The 17,835-nt window shown below is 35.4% G+C and carries 13 protein-coding genes, 1 pseudogene and 1 riboswitch; of the genes and pseudogenes, 5 read left to right on the forward strand and 9 right to left on the reverse strand.

Translation table 11 applies throughout. The features are described 5' to 3' along the window. Positions 1-23 precede the first annotated feature (23 nt). A pseudogene (locus tag ACTNEP_RS05550) lies at positions 24-470 on the reverse strand (ComE operon protein 2); the annotation flags it as partial. A gap of 71 nt (positions 471-541) precedes the next feature. Further along, positions 542-1,129 (reverse strand): helix-hairpin-helix domain-containing protein, encoded by a 588-nt coding sequence (locus ACTNEP_RS05555; protein ID WP_441160731.1) that lies wholly within the window; start codon positions 1,127-1,129, stop codon positions 542-544. A gap of 77 nt (positions 1,130-1,206) precedes the next feature. Between ACTNEP_RS05555 and comER the strand changes: the two genes are divergently transcribed. Next, positions 1,207-2,028, forward strand: coding sequence for a late competence protein ComER (gene comER, locus ACTNEP_RS05560; protein WP_441160732.1), 822 nt, complete (start codon positions 1,207-1,209; stop codon positions 2,026-2,028). Positions 2,029-2,136: 108 nt separating this feature from the next. Here comER and ACTNEP_RS05565 read toward each other — a convergent pair whose 3' ends face one another. The 5 genes from ACTNEP_RS05565 to ku form a co-directional block, all read right to left on the reverse strand. Further along, entirely contained in the window at positions 2,137-2,502 is a 366-nt protein-coding gene (locus tag ACTNEP_RS05565; protein ID WP_441160733.1) for a PH domain-containing protein, read from the reverse strand. Between the two features lie 13 nt (positions 2,503-2,515). Further along, positions 2,516-4,060, reverse strand: a complete 1,545-nt coding sequence (locus ACTNEP_RS05570; RefSeq protein WP_441160735.1) for a diguanylate cyclase domain-containing protein — start codon at positions 4,058-4,060, stop codon at positions 2,516-2,518. Positions 4,061-4,262: 202 nt separating this feature from the next. Further along, on the reverse strand, positions 4,263-4,442 hold the full coding sequence (locus tag ACTNEP_RS05575; RefSeq protein ID WP_441160736.1) for an H-type small acid-soluble spore protein: 180 nt from the start codon (positions 4,440-4,442) through the stop codon (positions 4,263-4,265). A gap of 54 nt (positions 4,443-4,496) precedes the next feature. Beyond that, a complete protein-coding gene (locus ACTNEP_RS05580; protein ID WP_441160738.1) occupies positions 4,497-4,694 on the reverse strand; it encodes a hypothetical protein in 198 nt (65 codons plus the stop codon). A gap of 100 nt (positions 4,695-4,794) precedes the next feature. Then, on the reverse strand, positions 4,795-5,643 hold the full coding sequence (gene ku / locus ACTNEP_RS05585; protein ID WP_441160740.1) for a non-homologous end joining protein Ku: 849 nt from the start codon (positions 5,641-5,643) through the stop codon (positions 4,795-4,797). Positions 5,644-5,744: 101 nt separating this feature from the next. Between ku and ligD the strand changes: the two genes are divergently transcribed. Next, positions 5,745-7,484, forward strand: a complete 1,740-nt coding sequence (ligD, locus tag ACTNEP_RS05590; RefSeq protein WP_441160742.1) for a DNA ligase D — start codon at positions 5,745-5,747, stop codon at positions 7,482-7,484. Positions 7,485-7,637: 153 nt separating this feature from the next. On the opposite strand, the gene ACTNEP_RS05595 is transcribed toward ligD, so the two are convergent. Together ACTNEP_RS05595 and ACTNEP_RS05600 are read right to left on the reverse strand one after the other, a co-directional pair. Continuing rightward, positions 7,638-8,744, reverse strand: coding sequence for a 5-methyltetrahydropteroyltriglutamate--homocysteine S-methyltransferase (locus ACTNEP_RS05595; RefSeq protein ID WP_441160743.1), 1,107 nt, complete (start codon positions 8,742-8,744; stop codon positions 7,638-7,640). A gap of 102 nt (positions 8,745-8,846) precedes the next feature. Further along, positions 8,847-8,935: riboswitch (SAM riboswitch) on the reverse strand. Positions 8,936-9,543: 608 nt separating this feature from the next. After that, positions 9,544-15,444, reverse strand: a complete 5,901-nt coding sequence (locus ACTNEP_RS05600) for a lamin tail domain-containing protein (RefSeq protein WP_441160744.1) — start codon at positions 15,442-15,444, stop codon at positions 9,544-9,546. Between the two features lie 220 nt (positions 15,445-15,664). Between ACTNEP_RS05600 and ACTNEP_RS05605 the strand changes: the two genes are divergently transcribed. Genes ACTNEP_RS05605 through ACTNEP_RS05615 form a run of 3 tightly spaced genes read left to right on the forward strand, consistent with a single transcriptional unit; the run spans position 15,665 to position 17,821 of the window. After that, positions 15,665-16,279, forward strand: coding sequence for a TetR/AcrR family transcriptional regulator (locus ACTNEP_RS05605; protein ID WP_441160745.1), 615 nt, complete (start codon positions 15,665-15,667; stop codon positions 16,277-16,279). Then, positions 16,272-17,126 (forward strand): ABC transporter ATP-binding protein, encoded by an 855-nt coding sequence (locus ACTNEP_RS05610; RefSeq protein ID WP_441160746.1) that lies wholly within the window; start codon positions 16,272-16,274, stop codon positions 17,124-17,126. Before ACTNEP_RS05605 ends, ACTNEP_RS05610 begins: the two co-directional genes overlap by 8 nt. Beyond that, complete coding sequence (locus tag ACTNEP_RS05615) at positions 17,123-17,821, forward strand: fluoroquinolone export ABC transporter permease subunit (protein ID WP_441160747.1); 699 nt, start codon at positions 17,123-17,125, stop codon at positions 17,819-17,821. The genes ACTNEP_RS05610 and ACTNEP_RS05615 overlap by 4 nt, the downstream gene beginning before the upstream one ends. Positions 17,822-17,835: the final 14 nt, after the last annotated feature.

The raw sequence follows: 17,835 nt of genomic DNA on the forward strand, positions 1-17,835 counted from the left end.
TCACTTTCTACAAAAGGTTATGGTTTTAACGTTATGTAATGCTGATCTAATTCGACTTTTTCAACATGCACACCAGCTTCTTCAAACAATTCTACAGCGTATGGATGATTTTTGTAATCCTCCGCATAGTATACCGTTTTTATTCCACTTTGAATAATTGCTTTACAACAATTTAAACATGGAAAATGTGTCACATAAATCTCTGCATTTTCTGTCGAAGCACCAAATTTAGCGCATTGTAAAATGGCATTCATTTCTGCATGAACCGTGCGAACACAATGACCATCAATCACATAACAACCTTCATCGATACAATGTACACTACCAGAGACACTTCCATTATATCCTCCTGCTATAATACGCTTATCTCTAACAATTGTCGCCCCTACCATTAAACGTTGACAGGTACTTCTTAAAGCTAACAAATGACTTTGTGCCATAAAATACTGATGCCAGGAAATCCTTTCCATTGTTCATACCCCTTTCTTTTTATCTCACATATATAAAAGTGTAACGATCCTATTGGAAAGCGTCAATAAAATCATGGTATTCGTACATATTCCTCCATTTGCTCAACTGTTTTTTGGCCAATTCCTGATACTTTGGTTAAATCTTCCAGTTTCTCGAACCTGCCGTAAGTCTCTCTGTACTCAATAATAGCAGTCGCCTTTACTTCCCCAATACCTGGTATTGTCTGAATCTCCTCCATCGATGCTATGTTTACTTTAACCTTTTGATCCTCATTTTCTATTGCTTGTTCTTGCTGCATCTCCTCTCCTTCCTCATCTATTGTCGGTATATAGATAACCATTTCGTCATATACCCGCTCCGCTAGGTTTATCGTATGTCTACTTGCATTATCGGTAAAACCTCCAGCTAATTGAATCGCATCCTCCACTCGGTCATCCTCCCTAACCTTATACACCCCTGGACTTTTTACTTCACCTTTAATATCGATTTTATATTCTATTAATACTGATTCTTCTTTTTTCAGCAAGGTCTCCACGTTTTCTTTTGGATGCTCTATAACTACCTGGTTGTCTGCCTCTACTGAAGGATCAATAACTAACCAAACCAAAATTGCAGCGATGATTAAAATAATATACCAATTTTTCGTTATCCAAGACATGTTTATCATTCCTTTATCATAGAATAGTAAAGTTGTTCATAGGATATTGTTAGAAACTATCCAGGAGGCGAGATGAAATGAAATGGGGATTAATAGGAACGGGTAATATGGGTGCAGTTTTAGTAACGGCCTTTCTTGAATCTAACGTCATTGATCAGGAAAGCCTTTATATTAATAATCGAACAATAGAAAAAGCATATGCCATCCAGCAAAAGTATCCACAGATTCATGTAGAGGAAAATATATTTGCATTAATTGAAAAAGTTGATACAATTTTTTTATGCGTTAAACCAGTAGACATGATTGATGTGTTAAGAGAAATCAAACCAATATTGGACGAAAAACAACTATTAGTATCGATAACAAGTGTGATGTCAGTGGAAGAGATTGAGTCCATTATTGATTGTCAAGTAGCACGGATGGTTCCAAGTATTACGAACTACGCTCTTGCTGGTGTAACCCTATTAACTTTCGGTGATAGAGTAGATTCATTTAGGAAAGAATTATTTATGAAAAGATGCAGACAATTTTCGGAACCAGTAGAAATTGAGGAGAATATTATGAGAATAACGTCAGACATCGTATCTTGTGGTCCTGCTTTTTTTGCATTTTTAGCAGAGAGATATATTCAAGATGCTGTCAATCAAACAGAAATTACAACGGAACAAGCAACTCAATTAATGGAAAAAATGTTTATTGGGTTTGGGAAGTTATTATCAGAGAATCACTTTACTTTAAATGAATTAATAGAAAAAGTATGCGTAAAAGGTGGAGTCACAGGCGTAGGTATTGCTTCATTAGAAAGAAATATGAACGGTTTATTTGAAGATTTGATATACCATACACATCATAAATTTAGCGAAGATAAAGAAATGATTGCAAATAAATTAAGTAATTAGTAAATTTTCGGGCACTGCATTTTACTCAGTGCCCAAAATATTGCCCGGGAAACCGCAAATTACGACTTTCTTATTCACCCTTCATGTCGTAAAAAGTAGTTTGCATGACTATAAGACATACTCTGCAATAATTTTGTCTAACTTTCGGATATCCACTTTTTTATTAAGGTTTAATTTGAAATTTCCTGATCTAGTCCACAATTCAAGCTCTGCGTTTAAATCAAACTTACCGCCATTTTCTGAAGAATACATATCTATTGATTTAAAAGGTATTGTATATATTTCCACCTTCTTACCTGTAATCCCTTGTCGATCTGCAATAATAAATCGCTTATTTGTTATCACCGCAACGTCACGTACAGTTTTATACGCAGTATGAGCTACTTCTCCTTCAATTAAAAGCTCATTTATATCAGCCGGTACTTTCACTTCTTCATAAAATGTCCATTCCATCAGTTGACTAATATCAGCCATCTTATATCCCCCTTTAAGCATTAGTCATTTGCACACGGTCCCTTCCTGCTCTTTTTGCTTGGTATAATGCTTTATCTGCTTCCTTATACATTATCTCAAAACTAACTGGCTCAACAGTAGTAGTCAATCCGATACTTACAGTAATTTTTTCTTGTTGATTGCCATCAACAAAAATAGCGTGATTCGTAAGTTTTTGCTGAAAGTAGTTAGCCAGTTCCTCAGCCTCTACAGCATCCTTACGTAATAAAACGCCAAACTCTTCGCCTCCAATCCTTCCAACAATCGTATGTTTTAACGGCGAAAAAAATTCAGTTAATATCGCAGCAAATTCTTTCAATACTTCATCACCAACTATATGCCCATATTGATCATTAAATTGTTTAAAATGATCAATGTCCATTAATAAGAAGGATATAGGTAATTCTTTATTTTCCATCACCGAATTGAACTTTTCAATAAAAGAATGTCTGTTACATATATTAGTTAATGAATCATAATGAGCTAACGTATATAATCGTTTCTCAATTAATTTCTTCTCTGTTATATCACGTAGTACAACCATGACAACATTGTGTCCGAAGCGTTCAATGGGAATAATGTTAACTTGCAAGTACATATCTACTTCGCCTAATTCCACCTTTGTTTCAAAAGAGGTGGATGAATTTTGGTATATACCAGACTGAATTCTTTTATTAGCAAATACTTGATCTACTTTTTTACCAAGAATTAGATCTGAATCCACATTAGGCATCCACCTTCTTACTAACTGAATTCCCGCCTCATTTATTTCTAAAAGGTTATACATTGGATCGAATAGAACAATTCCTTCATTTAATGATTCCAAAATTTTGTTACGAGAAACTGGCCACATTAAATTAAAATCAAAACGTTTGAAGTTAAAAACTAACAAAACACTCATTAGCGAAAAGGATAAAGCAACTTGCCCAGGAATATTTACAGGCCACAGAGTTAAAATACAAGCAATAATTAACGGAAGTAGAATCGCAACAAAAGCTAAAAAATAATTAATTCTTAGATGTGAAGGCAGTTCATACATATACCATAAAAAAGTAAAGGCCGTAATTATAGTTACAAGAGTTATATAGGAGAGCAATATAACACCCAATGCCGTTGGAGAAATCGTAATTTCAGTAAACCCCCATATTGTATGAGTTGTCACGCTGGACCGCATCCAATGATGGATATGATTAGTTAATATCAGGATTATCCCCATTAATGCAGGGACTCCTATACAACATACATATGTAATATTCTTTTTAGCATTTGGATCGGTTATTTCTCTAGCAAAACCAAAAAGGAAAACCGGACATAAAAATAATGCAATTTGCTGGATATTTCTTAACCATAACATTGCATTAAAATCATCGATGTATAGCTCTAAAGCAGATAAAATCATTAATAAACTGGAAAGAATTAAACTGATGGATAAAAATACTCGAACAAGATTGACTGGCTTTTTTAGAAGGTTAAACGATAAAAATAATATAAAAAAAGCCGTAACGATAATATATAGTGGATAAGGTTCAAACCATTGCATTACACATCCCCCGAGCGAATAACCTTTGAATTCGAAATAACTTAGTAATAATATAGATATACAATGTCACTAGTAAGTTGATCATATAATATATACTATTCGATATTAATCGGCTAATTCCTGCAAAATATTTATAAATAATGTTATTTTTTATTTAATAAAGCTGCATTCCATAAATTTAGAACAGGAATGCAGCTTCTGCTTATTGCTCATGTAATTGTTCCACTGTTACCATTAGCTTTTGTTCTGGATTTTCAATCGGATGAACGGTGACATGTCCTGTACCTTGATCGACATGTTCAATATATACTTGATCTCCATTATATGTTACATTTCGCATATCAGGTGAATCCAAAATTTCTTGTGCGCGTTGTGCATCCATATTACTATCCTCCTCCTTAATTATCGAAGATAGTTTTCTTTTTTGCCAGTAAATTTATGTGTTATTTTGATTGGTATTATTTTCTTGGCTATTGTTCTTCTTTATAATGACAGTCATAATTAGGATCATTAATGCTCCTACAGCAAATCCTCCAAGCATTCCTAGTAAAAAATTATTAAATACGAATGAGAAGACAATGCCTAAAATAAGCGAGTAAATTACTTCTATTATTATCATTCGTTTGATACTCATAAACAGTTTCTCCTTTTTTCTGCGAACTACGTACTATAATAGCACGTATTAATACTTATCAAAACAAATAAACCGGGCTCTTTAGTTAAGCCCGGGTGCATTAGTTTGCTTTTGCCTTTTGAGAAGTAGATTTCTTCGTTGTTTTCTTGCCTTTCGTAGTTGTTTTCTTTTTTCCCTTCTTTGTTTTGTTCAGTGATTTCTCGAGTGCTTCCATTAAATCTGTAACATTGTCTTTTTTTGCGGGTTCTTTAGCCGTAGATACCTCTTCGCCTTTTTTCTTCTGTTCAATAAGTTCCAATAATGCTGTGCGATACTCATCATGATACTTTTCCGGCTCAAATGTTGTCGATAACTGTTCAATTAATAATTTTGCCGTTTCCAGTTCTTTTTCCACAATATTCGTTTCCTCGGGTATATTAGGTACTTCCTGAAAATCCCTGACTTCATCAGGATAATAGATGGTCTCCATTACCAAGGTATTCTCGTAAATACGAACAACTGCGAGATGTTCCTTTGAACGAATTGTTATTTTTGCTAATCCTATTTTTCCGGTTTCTTCTAGTGCTTTACGCAATAAACCATATGCTTTTGCTCCACCTTCGTTTGGAGATAAATAGTAACTGCGGTCAAAATAAATCGGATCAATTTCTTCTAATTTAACAAAATCAACAATATCGACAGCTTTATCCTCATTTTCTTCTTTAAGTGCTTCTAAATCCTCATCTTCCAAAATAACAAATTTATTCTTCGTATATTCAAACCCTTTTACAATGTCATCTTGCTCGACTTCCTTTTCACAAACAGGACAAACTTTTTCATATTTAACAGGAGATTGGCACTCTTTATGCAAATTTCTAAGCTTTATGTCTTTATTCTCTGTTGCTGAATGAAGTTTGACAGGGATATTAACTAGACCAAAACTGATAGTTCCTTTCCACATGGTATGCATGTTATCACCTCTTTTTAAATAGTTTTTCTTTTTTAGGACATAATCATACAACAGTTTGTCAAAAATATTACTGATTAGTGATTGTAAAAGGAGTTTATCTTATGTGGAAACCGATGCTGCCAACACTTGTAGATGAAGCACCAATTGGAGATCAATGGCTTTACCAAGTAAAATACGATGGCTATCGTTGTGGATTGTATTGGACAAAAGATGAGGCCCAATTATGGAGTCGCAATAGCCACAATATCAGTTCAACATTTCCTGAAATCATTTCATGGTGTCAAGCACACACCTTCAGATTTAAAAAGTATTTACCACTATTTCTTGATGGTGAATTGGTTATTACGGTCAGTAACTATCGAACAGATTTTAGTCAACTGCAAAAGCGGTCAAGATTAAAAACAAATATCAATAGATACAGTAAAAAGCGGCCGGCAACATTTATTGCCTTTGATATACTGGAACTAAGCGGTCAAGATTTGCGAAAAAAAAACTACTTAGAACGGGATCAGTTATTATCTTCGCTTTCGGACAATTGGATGGGAAGAATTCAAAAGGCAGTTACGTTTGAAAACTTGGAAACCATCTTAGGAATAGTTGATTTACATCAAGCAGAAGGCATCGTTGTCAAAAATAGAAAAGCTCCTTATATAGAGGGAAAACGAAGTAAAACATGGCTTAAAATTAAAAATTTCCGCACCATTCCAGGAATAGTTACAAACTGGAATACCGAAAATGATTATTTCAAGTTGAGTTATTATCAGGACGAAACACTTGAAATTCTTGGAAAATGCAAAAATGGACTAGAACGCCAAGAAAAAGATACGTTAACAACCTTTATTAAGCGCTATGGTCAAAAAGTAAATCAGACAACGTGGAAAGTAGAGCCTTCCATATGCATGGATATTAATTGTCTCGATGCTGAAGCTGGGGAATTGCGCGAACCAGTTTTTCACCAATTTCGATTTGATATTGATCCGACAGATTGTAACCAAAAGACGGTTAAAGAGGGGTTAGCACAATTCCCAAAAGAGGTTAGTTTATCTCGTTTAGAAAAAGAGTTATTCCCAAATGTCACGAAATTGGATTTCCTCTGTTACTTAAGATGGATCGCACCTTTTATATTACGGGGGTTAAAGGATCGAAGACTAACAGTCATTCGCTATCCTGATGGTATTCACGAGCACTCTTTTTATCAAAAACACTTACCTGACTATGCACCTTCCTATATTCAAACAATCGCAGGTAATGATGGAGAAGCAGATATACTTTGCCAGAATCTGCATAGTTTAATGTGGTTTGGTAATCATGGTGGATTGGAATTTCATGTTCCATTTAACACGATAAAAGAAACAAACCCTATAGAAATTGTTTTCGATCTTGATCCGCCATCGTTAGATCAGTTCCCGTATGCTGTAAGAGCTGCAAAATTAATTAAAAAAATGATGGAAAATCAAGGCTTCACACCTTTTGTCAAAACTTCGGGAAGAACGGGCTTACAAATTCATATACCAGTGGTCAACATGACGTATAATCAGACAAGAACTTTAATGGAAGCAACCGCTAATGTGTTAGTTGAATCCGATCCAGAGCATTTTACGATTGAACGTTTAAAGAAAAAACGAGGCAACCGTCTTTACATTGACTATGTACAGCACGCACCAGGTAAGACAATTATTGCACCTTATTCAACAAGGGCGACTGACGAAGCAACTGTTGCAACTCCATTGTTTTGGGATGAAGTAACGGATACATTAGACCCGAGGAAATTTACCATTCACACTGTACCAACAAGAATAAAGCAAAAAGGCTGTCCATTTAATGATATGAATAACTTTTGAGCGTCTTAGTTGATTTTCTGCTACCTCATCTCGAACAAAATCTAAGCCTATTGCCAAACGACAGAAAAACCTTTACAGCAATAAATGCTATAAAGGTTCCCTCTTCGATCATCTTTACTTAATAAAACTAGGAACTAAAGAAGTTTAGGAGGATCAACCCCATATTTCTTTCGTAATTTGTACAACATACTGAAGTTTGTTCCATTGGTCTTGTTCTGTTAGGTTGTTTCCATGATGAGTGGATGCAAAGCCACATTGAGGACTTAAGCAAAGTTGTTCGAGTGGCACATATTTCGATGCTTCCTCAACCCTTGCCTTAATTTGATCTTTGTTTTCTAATTCACCATTTTTGGAAGTTATTAAGCCTAGCACCACTTTTGCACCCCCATCTGGAATGTGTTCTAGCGGCTTAAACCCTCCTGATCTTTCATCATCATATTCTAAAAAGAAACCATCTACCTTTTCTTTCGCAAACAAAGTAGGGGCAATCAAATCATAGCTGCCTTCAAAAGCCCAATTCGAACGATAATTTCCCCGACATAGGTGAGTAGTAACAATAAGATCACTCGGTTTATTTTCTAATACGCCATTTACTACTCGTAAAGCAAGATCAATTAAGAATTCTCGTGAAAATTCTCCATCATTAAATGGAATATCTGGTGAAGACAATCCTGCTATATAGACATCATCAAACTGTAAATAACGTACACCAGCATCATAAAATGCTTGAATGGCATCTCGATATGCCTGTATGACATCGCTGGCATAATCCTCAATATCTGGATAAATGCTAACATCACGGATACCCTTATTGAATAGCTGATTAGGACTTGGTATGGTTTGCTTTGCCACAGCACGTCCATCTACTAGCGCGTTAAATTCTTTAAAGTCTTTGATAAATGGATGATCAAGATTAAATGAAATCTTACCAGTATTGCGAATATTGTATCGTTCCGTCTCTTCATTTCCATTAAATATATATCCCACTTCTGGTACATATCCTTCTATTCCGTTCAAATGTTCTAAGAAATCTGTGTGCCAGAAACGACGTCGAAATTCTCCATCTGAAACAAGCTCTAATCCTACTTCAATCTGCTTATCGATGATGTGAGCAATTTCTTTATTTTCCACTTCACGTAATTGCTCTTTTGTGATAACACCTTCCTTAAAATCTTTTCTCGCCTTCAATAAATTCTCTGGGCGTAATAAGCTACCCACATGATCCGCTCGAAATGGAGCTGTTACTGTTTTTGTTGTCATATTACCTCTCCTCTAGTAAAAATGAATTTGGTTAGCATATCTTACCCAGTAAAAAAAGACCTTCTATAAGAAGAAGGCCTTTATTATAAGCTAAAGTCAATCCTCTTATCTATTGGAATTAGCACCGTGTCATACATGACTGGTTGCTGAGACATCATTAGGCCAAATCCCTCCGCCTCTCTGGATAAGAAAATATGCAGTTTTTACCATAAAGCAATCATACAACATCTCCCTGGAAAATTCAACCCTATTTTTGGAAAACTTTAGGATGTGTATAGGATAGGAGGAATGCTTGAAATCTTGCTTATCGTTTATCAAGAAAGAACTATGATAGCTTCTACATACTATTCGTTAGTAAGTGTCAATTAGTTTCTAGCACATCAAAATAGATAACTCTGTTTTTTCCTTGTTACTCAGATAGAGAAGAGGCTGGAACAAAAGAACTGTATAATCACAAAAATCCAAACGATTATTCAAATAGCGCAGGCCGATCGTTTCGACTTCTGAGGGATTAGCATGATCTAAAGATCCACTTTTGTAAAGTGATCTTCTTTGCAAAAGTTAGCTGAAGAGCATGCCCTTCGGTATAGGAAACACTGTGAAAGCTTGCTTGAACAGATGTTGACTTATGCCCTATGGGTAAAAGCGAAATGATCAGCCAGAGCGGATGCCTTCCACTCGATATCATAAGACGTAAGTTAGTGAAAAGCATCCCCTATATTGCGCAATAATATTTATTGCATCGTTCGTATTTGATGTTAAGAAAATAGGTTATGTCCCAATCTCCTCTTTTTTCTGGTTAAATTAATTTATTTTGTTTTCGTGATCTGTGTGCTCTGTAATATATGATGGCACCAGTCAGAAGTAAGATGATACTTAATGCTAAATACTGATACATGTTAGTAGCGGTATTTGGTAAATGAATCGTCTTGTTATGGAATGTATCGTCTTGGTTTCGATTTTTTTCTGATCCTTCTGCTATTTGATCTTCATCACTTTTTGATACTTGTTTTGAACCCTGTTCACTATTTCCTCCATTTGAGTCTGGTCTATGCGTCGAATCATGCTCTGTATCAGTTTGTGATTCTCGTTCATTTTCAGACTGCTCATCACGATTTTCATCTTCATTTCCAAGCTCTTTTTCTGATGTCTTATCCTTTCCTTTTACTAGAGACCAGATTGGGGAACGAGTCTGACCTGTATAATTATCAGAAACGATAGCATACCAAAAATATTGCTCTCCTTCAGTAAGCCCCTTCCATGTAACTTCAGCAATATCTCCACTTGCTAAATCCTCTACCGTACCAATTGCATTATTGGTATAAACATTAACGGCAAAACTATCTGTTGCGACACGTTTTTGTTTTGCTGTTAGATCGAGTTCAATGATAAATTCATCTTTACCTGGATATTCATCTGTATCATAGTAATGATAATCATCCAAGTATGGTGAATAAGTATTTACAAATATTCGATTATTATCCGTATCAAAATGTAACAGCCGCAAATAACCTTGTCCGCCTTCGGGACCAGCCTGATAGTTTGCTAGCATCTGATATACTTTCCTGTCAGGGTTCCCGTCACCATCGTCATCAATTTCATCAACTAATGTTTGTGCTTCATGATAATGGCCTGCTAAAACTGCCACAACATTTTCATTGGGAATAACTACTTCCTCGTATAGCTTTTCACCAAGTGGATGACGTGTACCTGTTGCCTGAAGATACTCATGGAACGTTAGGATTGCTGTTCTATCTGGATGTTGACTTAATACTTCATTCATCCATGCGATACCTTCATCATCGATACCCCACCCTAAATATAGCATTATATAGTCGTTACCTTCTATTGAGATCAAATCATAATGACCACGGTTATTCAAATATGATCCACCATAATAAGGCTTGTCAGCGAAACGGTCCTCTCCAAAATATTTATAGTATTCAGTATAGTCTTCTGTTTTTTGTAATACGTCGTGATTTCCTGCTAGAACACCATAAGGTACTTCAGCGTCATCAAGCTTTCTCATGTATTCATCTGCATGCAGCCATTGATACTCCTGATCTGCCTCATCTACCAAATCACCACTGTGGAAAACATACTCAATTTTCATTTCCTCTTGCTGCTCTACAATCCAATCTGTTTGGCGCTCGAAAATATGTGGATAGCTTTCAGAATAGTATTGTGTATCTGACATCCAGACAAACGTATAGTCATACTCGTCTCGATTTACTGGTATTTCATCTTGGATTAAAACCTGGATGTTATGGGCTTTACTGTAGGTAGCAACGTCTACATTACCTTTAAGTGAAAAATCATCTTCACCTGCAATTCGATAATCAATAATATCCCACTTGGATGTCTCAAAATTCCAAGCATACATCGTTACTTTTCTACCTTCTAAGGAGTTACCATTCCATTCTAGTTCCACTATATCATCTTCATTTACCGTATCATCTAAAGTGACGTCAAAGCGATGATAGGGAAATTCCTTGGTAGCGTCTGTCACTAAATACTTCCCGTCCTTTTCAGACACTAGCGATAATTCCTGCTCATCCAATTGTACTGACTCCCCAACGTCATTCGTGTGTGGTGGCTCTACAGGTGATCCACCTTGGTATGATACTACAGATTCTGTATCAGATGGTTTATATTGAAAGCCTTGGTAGAACCCAACTTTTAGTTTATCTCCCATAGGGTCCTCTACACGAAGCCTTAATGTAGGATCACCGTCTTTTACGTTGGTTAGGTTATCAGAAACGGATGGATTTTCATCAACGGTATAAAAGCTTATTTCTTCACTTCTTTGGTTCCCTACTTTATCTATAGCTGTGATGATTAATAAATGTTCTCCACTCGATAGTTCACCTGAAGACGTTTCATAAGGAAAAACTATTTTTTCTCCGTCCAGCTCCGCATGATAACTATCAACCCCTGCAACATCATCATTAATCCTCGCGTCAATTGTAAAAGCACCTTTATACGATTGATTTTCTTCAACTGTTGCTACAATACTAGGGGCTGTATTGTCAACACGGACCACTTTTTGTATTGTCTGATCTGAATCGGTTAATTCTATTATATGTTCGCCATCTAATGCTTCAGTAGTATCCCATACATAAGCCATCGCACGCGCATGATCTTTTGAAATGGTAAAGGTAAAGTCCTCTGCAATCCGGTAAGTACCATCATCCCCCATATCTAATACATTATTAGGGTCAGAATGATTGGGATCCGTCAAAATTGTACCATCCGCCAAAACTAAGCGTACATTTCGCAAGTTAAAATCATCACGGTTTTCACCAGGATCCCCTTCCCAAGGACTTGCTTTATTTCCTGCTCGAATTGTAATCGTATTTTCACCAACTTCTAAATAGTCAGGATCTATTGGCACGGTGATCGTCTCCCATTGAGCCATCCAATCATCGAAAATATGAATGACCTCATCTCCAATGGTTACACCATTTTGAAAATAAGTATTAATTCCACTCACTTCGAATGCAAAATAAGCCTCGTGTTCTAATGCTTGATAGCTTAATGGTACTTGGTTCCCATCTATACGCATTTTCAAATCAACTGGTTGATCAACATTGGACGTTCCTCTTAACACAGATGTTCCATTCAAAATTTGACCTTCATCAATATTTAAGCGTAACGGGCTGGTATCTAAATTACTTTCAATTTTTACAGTCTGGACGTTTGTTGTTGAGGTATTTACGCCATCAGAAGCTTCAAAATAATACTGTATTTCCTCTTGGCCAATCAACTCTGGAGCAAAAATACGGTAAGTAAATACTCCTTTCTCTTCCTGCTCTTCAATTAGCGATTTCCGATATTCCTCCATATTATTGGTACGGTAATATATTGCAACAGTTTTTAACTCCTCCTGGTCAAAAGCTTCTGCTGTGACATTTAGGTCACTTGTCTGGTTGATTACATCAATATTTGTAACATCTTCAATTACTGGATCACTATGATCTGGTTTTATTTTAACAGGCTCTCTTGGTACCTGATAATCTTCCACTACACCAGGTGTAGCATCAAGGATACCAGCACTTATCTTTTGCATGACATTTGTTCCATCTGTTGGATATTTATAAATTATTCCTTTATCAGGAGCAGTATCATTAGAAGTATCTAAATCATTGTAATAGGCAATCGAATATTCACGTCCTATATTAGAAGCGACAATTAGCCCCCGCATACTACCATTAGCCATTCCAGCTGATTCAATTCTGACTATGTTTTTATTTTCTATTAAATCAGAGCCATAATTAGCGTTAAAATCTGCTACAGTCTTATGATTATTTTGCCCATTTATAATCCAGAATACTAATGTTTCACCTGCAGGAATCACAACATCATCGGGGATAGAAGGCCAAATGACATCACTGGCAGGATCATTTCCATAACGGTATTGTATTTTATAATGCTCAAAAGGGATGTCTTGGTCCGAATTGTTATAAATCTCGATAAATTCATATCCATCCGCAGAGCCTACATTTGTAGAATCTGGTACGACTTCCGTCACTAGTAATGGGGGTAATGATTGGGTATCCACTTCATTTTTGGATACAGAAATGGTGAATTGCTCTGTTTTTGTTTTATTAACACCGTCAGTAGCTTCAATATAATACGTTATATCTGATTCCACATGGATGCCGGGTATTTCTACTTTATAAGTATCTGGTTTACTTAAATCAGGCACCATAGACAAACTTCGATATGCTGAATCTTGATTTTTTACAAAAAGTGTAACATCAGGAACTGCCTGATCATCTGTCACTTCTGCTTCAATCGTTACCGGTGAAAAAGCATCTACTGACGAAATAGCTTCATGCTTAATTACTGGAGCAGTGGTGTCTTCTTCCCTTTTTTCGATCATCACTACTTCTGCAGGAACCTGTTCAGATTTAATTGTCCCTGGTGTAGGATCTGCCAACGTTTCTAACTTTGTCATTTTTGTCCCTTCATATGGGTATTTATACTGAATAACTGCACCAGTATTATCATTATCTGCTCCGTCATACTCTGCATATACTACTTCCTCATTGGAAGTGTCTCTTAAGAGCAACGCACGATTCCCTCCATTTGCAAAACCTGGAAAATTAGGATCCGTTACTTCTATCACTTGCTCACTTGAAAGGTTAGTAGAAAAATGAGCATTGAAATCCTCCAATGAATGATTTCCATTATTGTACCAAAAAACAAGTGTTTCCTTTGATTCAATTTCTACTGCTGGAACTCGAAATTGTCGTTCACGTCCGGAATCTGTGTAATAATAAATATGTGCATATTGATTTAAGTATAGAGTCTGATTGGTGTTATTATATATTTCAAAATATTCGAAATAGTCTGTTCCTCCACCTTCTGTATTTGGCGATATTTCCGTAATTAATAAGTGAGGGTATCGCTGAAAATCCTCATCAGAATCATCAACTGTTTTTATATCAACAGTAACCATTTCCCTGTTATCCTCAGGATACCTTGCGCGCTGATGTGGATTAGTAGCTGAAATATAATATTCTAGTTCACTAGTAATGACGTCTTCACTGCTAATAACAGCTTCATACACATTATCCTCAACCAAGCTCATGTTAACTTGTTTAAACGATCCTTCTGCTGAAAGATAGTGTAATACTCCTTTCACTTTACCCTCTTCACTTGGTAATTTGGCTTCAATTGTTATTGACTTACCTTCTTGCGCTTCCATTACTGGTGTATGTTCAATTATTGACTTCTCCAGTTTTTCGGAGCTTACTTTTTCTTCCGGTATTTGATCTTTATCCAAAGTCCCTGGTGTAGGGTCAGCGACTGCATAAAGAGGTACCATTTCAGTTCCTTGAGTTGGAAACTGATAGGTTAAAGCTTTACCAGAAGCAATATCTTCTTCCTCATAGCTGCTAGTTACAATCTCTTCATGTGCATCTTTTATTACCAGTTCATGATTTCCACGGTTATTAAATTCTGTTCCCTGATAAGAAACAATTTGTTCTTCTGTTAAGTCTGTCGAGTAGTGGCCATTAAAATCTTTTACACTCAATTGCTTTGGATTGCGCCAGAACACTAATGTTTCACCTGAAGATATGGATACTTCAGGAAATTCAAAAGCTTCATCATCACTACTGTCATCCTTGTAGCGTAATGCAATAGTATAATAATCTAATAAAATAGTTTGATCGCTATTATTATAAACTTCAAAATATTCAAAGTCGTCTTCTCCATCATTACTTGGCATAATTTCTGTTAGTAAAAGAGGTGGAAGGCTTTGATAATCTATAGTAGGTTGCGCTTCCATTTCCTTGATGGTAGATGTTGCATCTTCTTCAGAACCTGCCCGCTTCTCTTGCGAAGCTTCTTTCTTTTCTTCAGACGTTACTTCTTTATTGTTGGTAGCTTGTGTTTCATTAGCTTGCTTATCTTCTTTTCCTGACTCTTCTTTCTCTTCTATTTCTTCCTTATGTATTTGCGCCTCTTTTGATGATGAAGCTTCCTCGGATTTCTCCTCTCCTAAATTATCACTTTTGATAATGGATTGTTCTTCCACTATTGAACGTGATCCTATTTCTCCATCATCAACTATAACTTCTTGTTCTTCATCAGTTTTAGCATATGCAACTGGAACATATGTAAAAACATTTGAAAAAACTAAACATAAAATAACAAGAAGTGACAACTCGCTTGTCCATTTTCTTTTCATATTTCGTCATTCCTCCTTTAATTCGGTCACTCTTTCACTATACATACAGGATATGAATAAGAAGTAAACTACTAGTAAACTTTTTGTAAAAATTGGTAATATCCTCGATATGCTCTCGTAACAATACCGTACATAGAATAATCATATTTACATGAAAGAATATATTAGTTATAATGAATAAAAATACAAAATATTCATATATTCAAAAGGTGGTAGTAAAATGGTAAGGGGTTTTACGAAAGATGAAAAGGCAATGATTCAACAACAATTAATCGAAGTGGGCAAACAGCTGTTTTCAGCATTTGGTGTAAAAAAAACGAGCATTGCTCAACTAACTTCTGCAGTTGGTATTGCACAAGGTTCTTTTTATCAGTTTTTTGATTCTAAAGAAGTTCTCTTTTTTGATATTTTGGAAATGGAAGAAGCCTATATCAAACAGAAAATCATAAATAAAATAAATAATGAAAAAGTTACACGACAATCCTTCAAAGAGATGTTACTTTATGGCATGGAATTAATAGATAAGAATCCTTTCATAAAAAGAATTTTTCAAGGCGAAGAGATGGATCATCTCGTTAGAAAACTCCCTCCAGAAAGACTGCAACAGCATGTTAACCAAGATGAATGGATATTATCGCCATTAATTACTAAGTGGCAAGAAAATAATTGCATGATAAATCGATCCTCACAGTCAATTACTGCTGCAGTAAGAGGTTTTTATATGATTATTCTTCATAAGAAAGAGATTGGTGAGCAAGTGTATCCAGAAGCGGTAGACTTACTTGCTGAATGCTTGGCTACAGGACTGGTACAGGAGGTGGACACGAGTGATTAAAGTCAGCAATTTAAGCTATCGTTACCCAAGGGAAAAAGAAAACACGATTAGAGATATTTCTTTTGAAATTGCGAAGGGGGAAATATTTGGCTTTTTAGGACCATCAGGTGCAGGAAAAAGTACAACGCAAAAAATCTTAATTGGTATATTAAAGGAGTATCAAGGTAATGTCCAAATAAATAGCCAAGAAATAAATCAAATAGGACCTGATTATTATGAACAGATCGGGGTTGGATTTGAATTCCCAAATTTTTATCAAAAATTCACTGGTTTAGAAAATTTAGCTTTTTTCAGTAAATTATATAAAAGTAAGACACAAAATCCGATGAAACTTTTAGATGAAGTTGGATTAGCTGACGCTGCGCATGTAAGATTCAGTCATTATTCTAAAGGAATGAAAATGCGTCTGAATTTTTGTCGAGTATTGTTAAACAATCCTGATATTTTATTCTTAGATGAACCTACATCAGGGTTAGACCCAGCCAATGCCAGAAATTTAAGGGAACTTATTTTAGCAGAAAAAGAAAAAGGAAAAACAGTAATTATCACTACTCATAATATGGATACTGCTGATAAGATTTGTGATCGTGTAGCATTTATGGTGGACGGCAAAATTGCATTAATAGATCAACCGAAACAATTAAAAGTTGCTTATGGAGATAAAGCATTAAAGATAGAATATCTTTCTCCAACAGGTATCAATCAAAAGTTATTTTCATTGAAAAAACTACATGAGAACCAGAATTTTCAGCATATTTTATCACATTGTGAAATTCTAACCATACATACACAAGAAGCAACATTGGAGGATATTTTTATGAAGGTGACTGGAAGGACATTATTATGAAGCATTATAAACTCTTTTTATTTGACGTTCGTTTTCAGTTTCGTCATGGATTTTATCTCGCTTATGCACTAGTTAGCATTGTATATATCAGCTTGTTATTATTAGTGCCCACCTCCTATCTCGAGAAAATATCCATTTTAATCATTTTTACTGATCCGTCTGTATTAGGTTTTTTCTTTGTTGGTGGATTAGTTTTGCTCGAAAAGGATCAATCGATTTTTAATACACTGTTTGTTACACCGATACGTATTCATCACTATTTAATTAGTAAAATCTTATCGTTAACATTACTGGCTATAGTGTCAAGTTCCTTCATTTTTATTATTATACATCAATTTGATATTCATTACCTCCCATTCTTATTAGCTGTTTTGTTATCTTCCATTCTTTTTACATTAATTGGAGTTTTACTGGCAGCTAGAGTGGATTCTGTTAACATGTTTTTGTATACATCACCTTTATTTGTGATAATTTTGTACTTACCTTTACTTCATTTTTTTAACCTAAATGATTCCATACTGTTTTTCTTACTTCCTACTCAGGCTGTACTTATTTTATTAGAAGGAGCATTTGGTAATCCAACTGTACAAGATTATGTTTATTCCATTTTCGTCTTTGTGCCTTGGATCAGCTGTACTTATGCATTGACCTATCGTTCATTTCAACGCTTTTTACGAACTAAATGCTTTTCGTAATGGGGGAGAGGAAT

The organism is Gracilibacillus sp. HCP3S3_G5_2 (genome assembly GCF_052063305.1).
Lineage (GTDB): Bacteria > Bacillota > Bacilli > Bacillales > Amphibacillaceae > Gracilibacillus.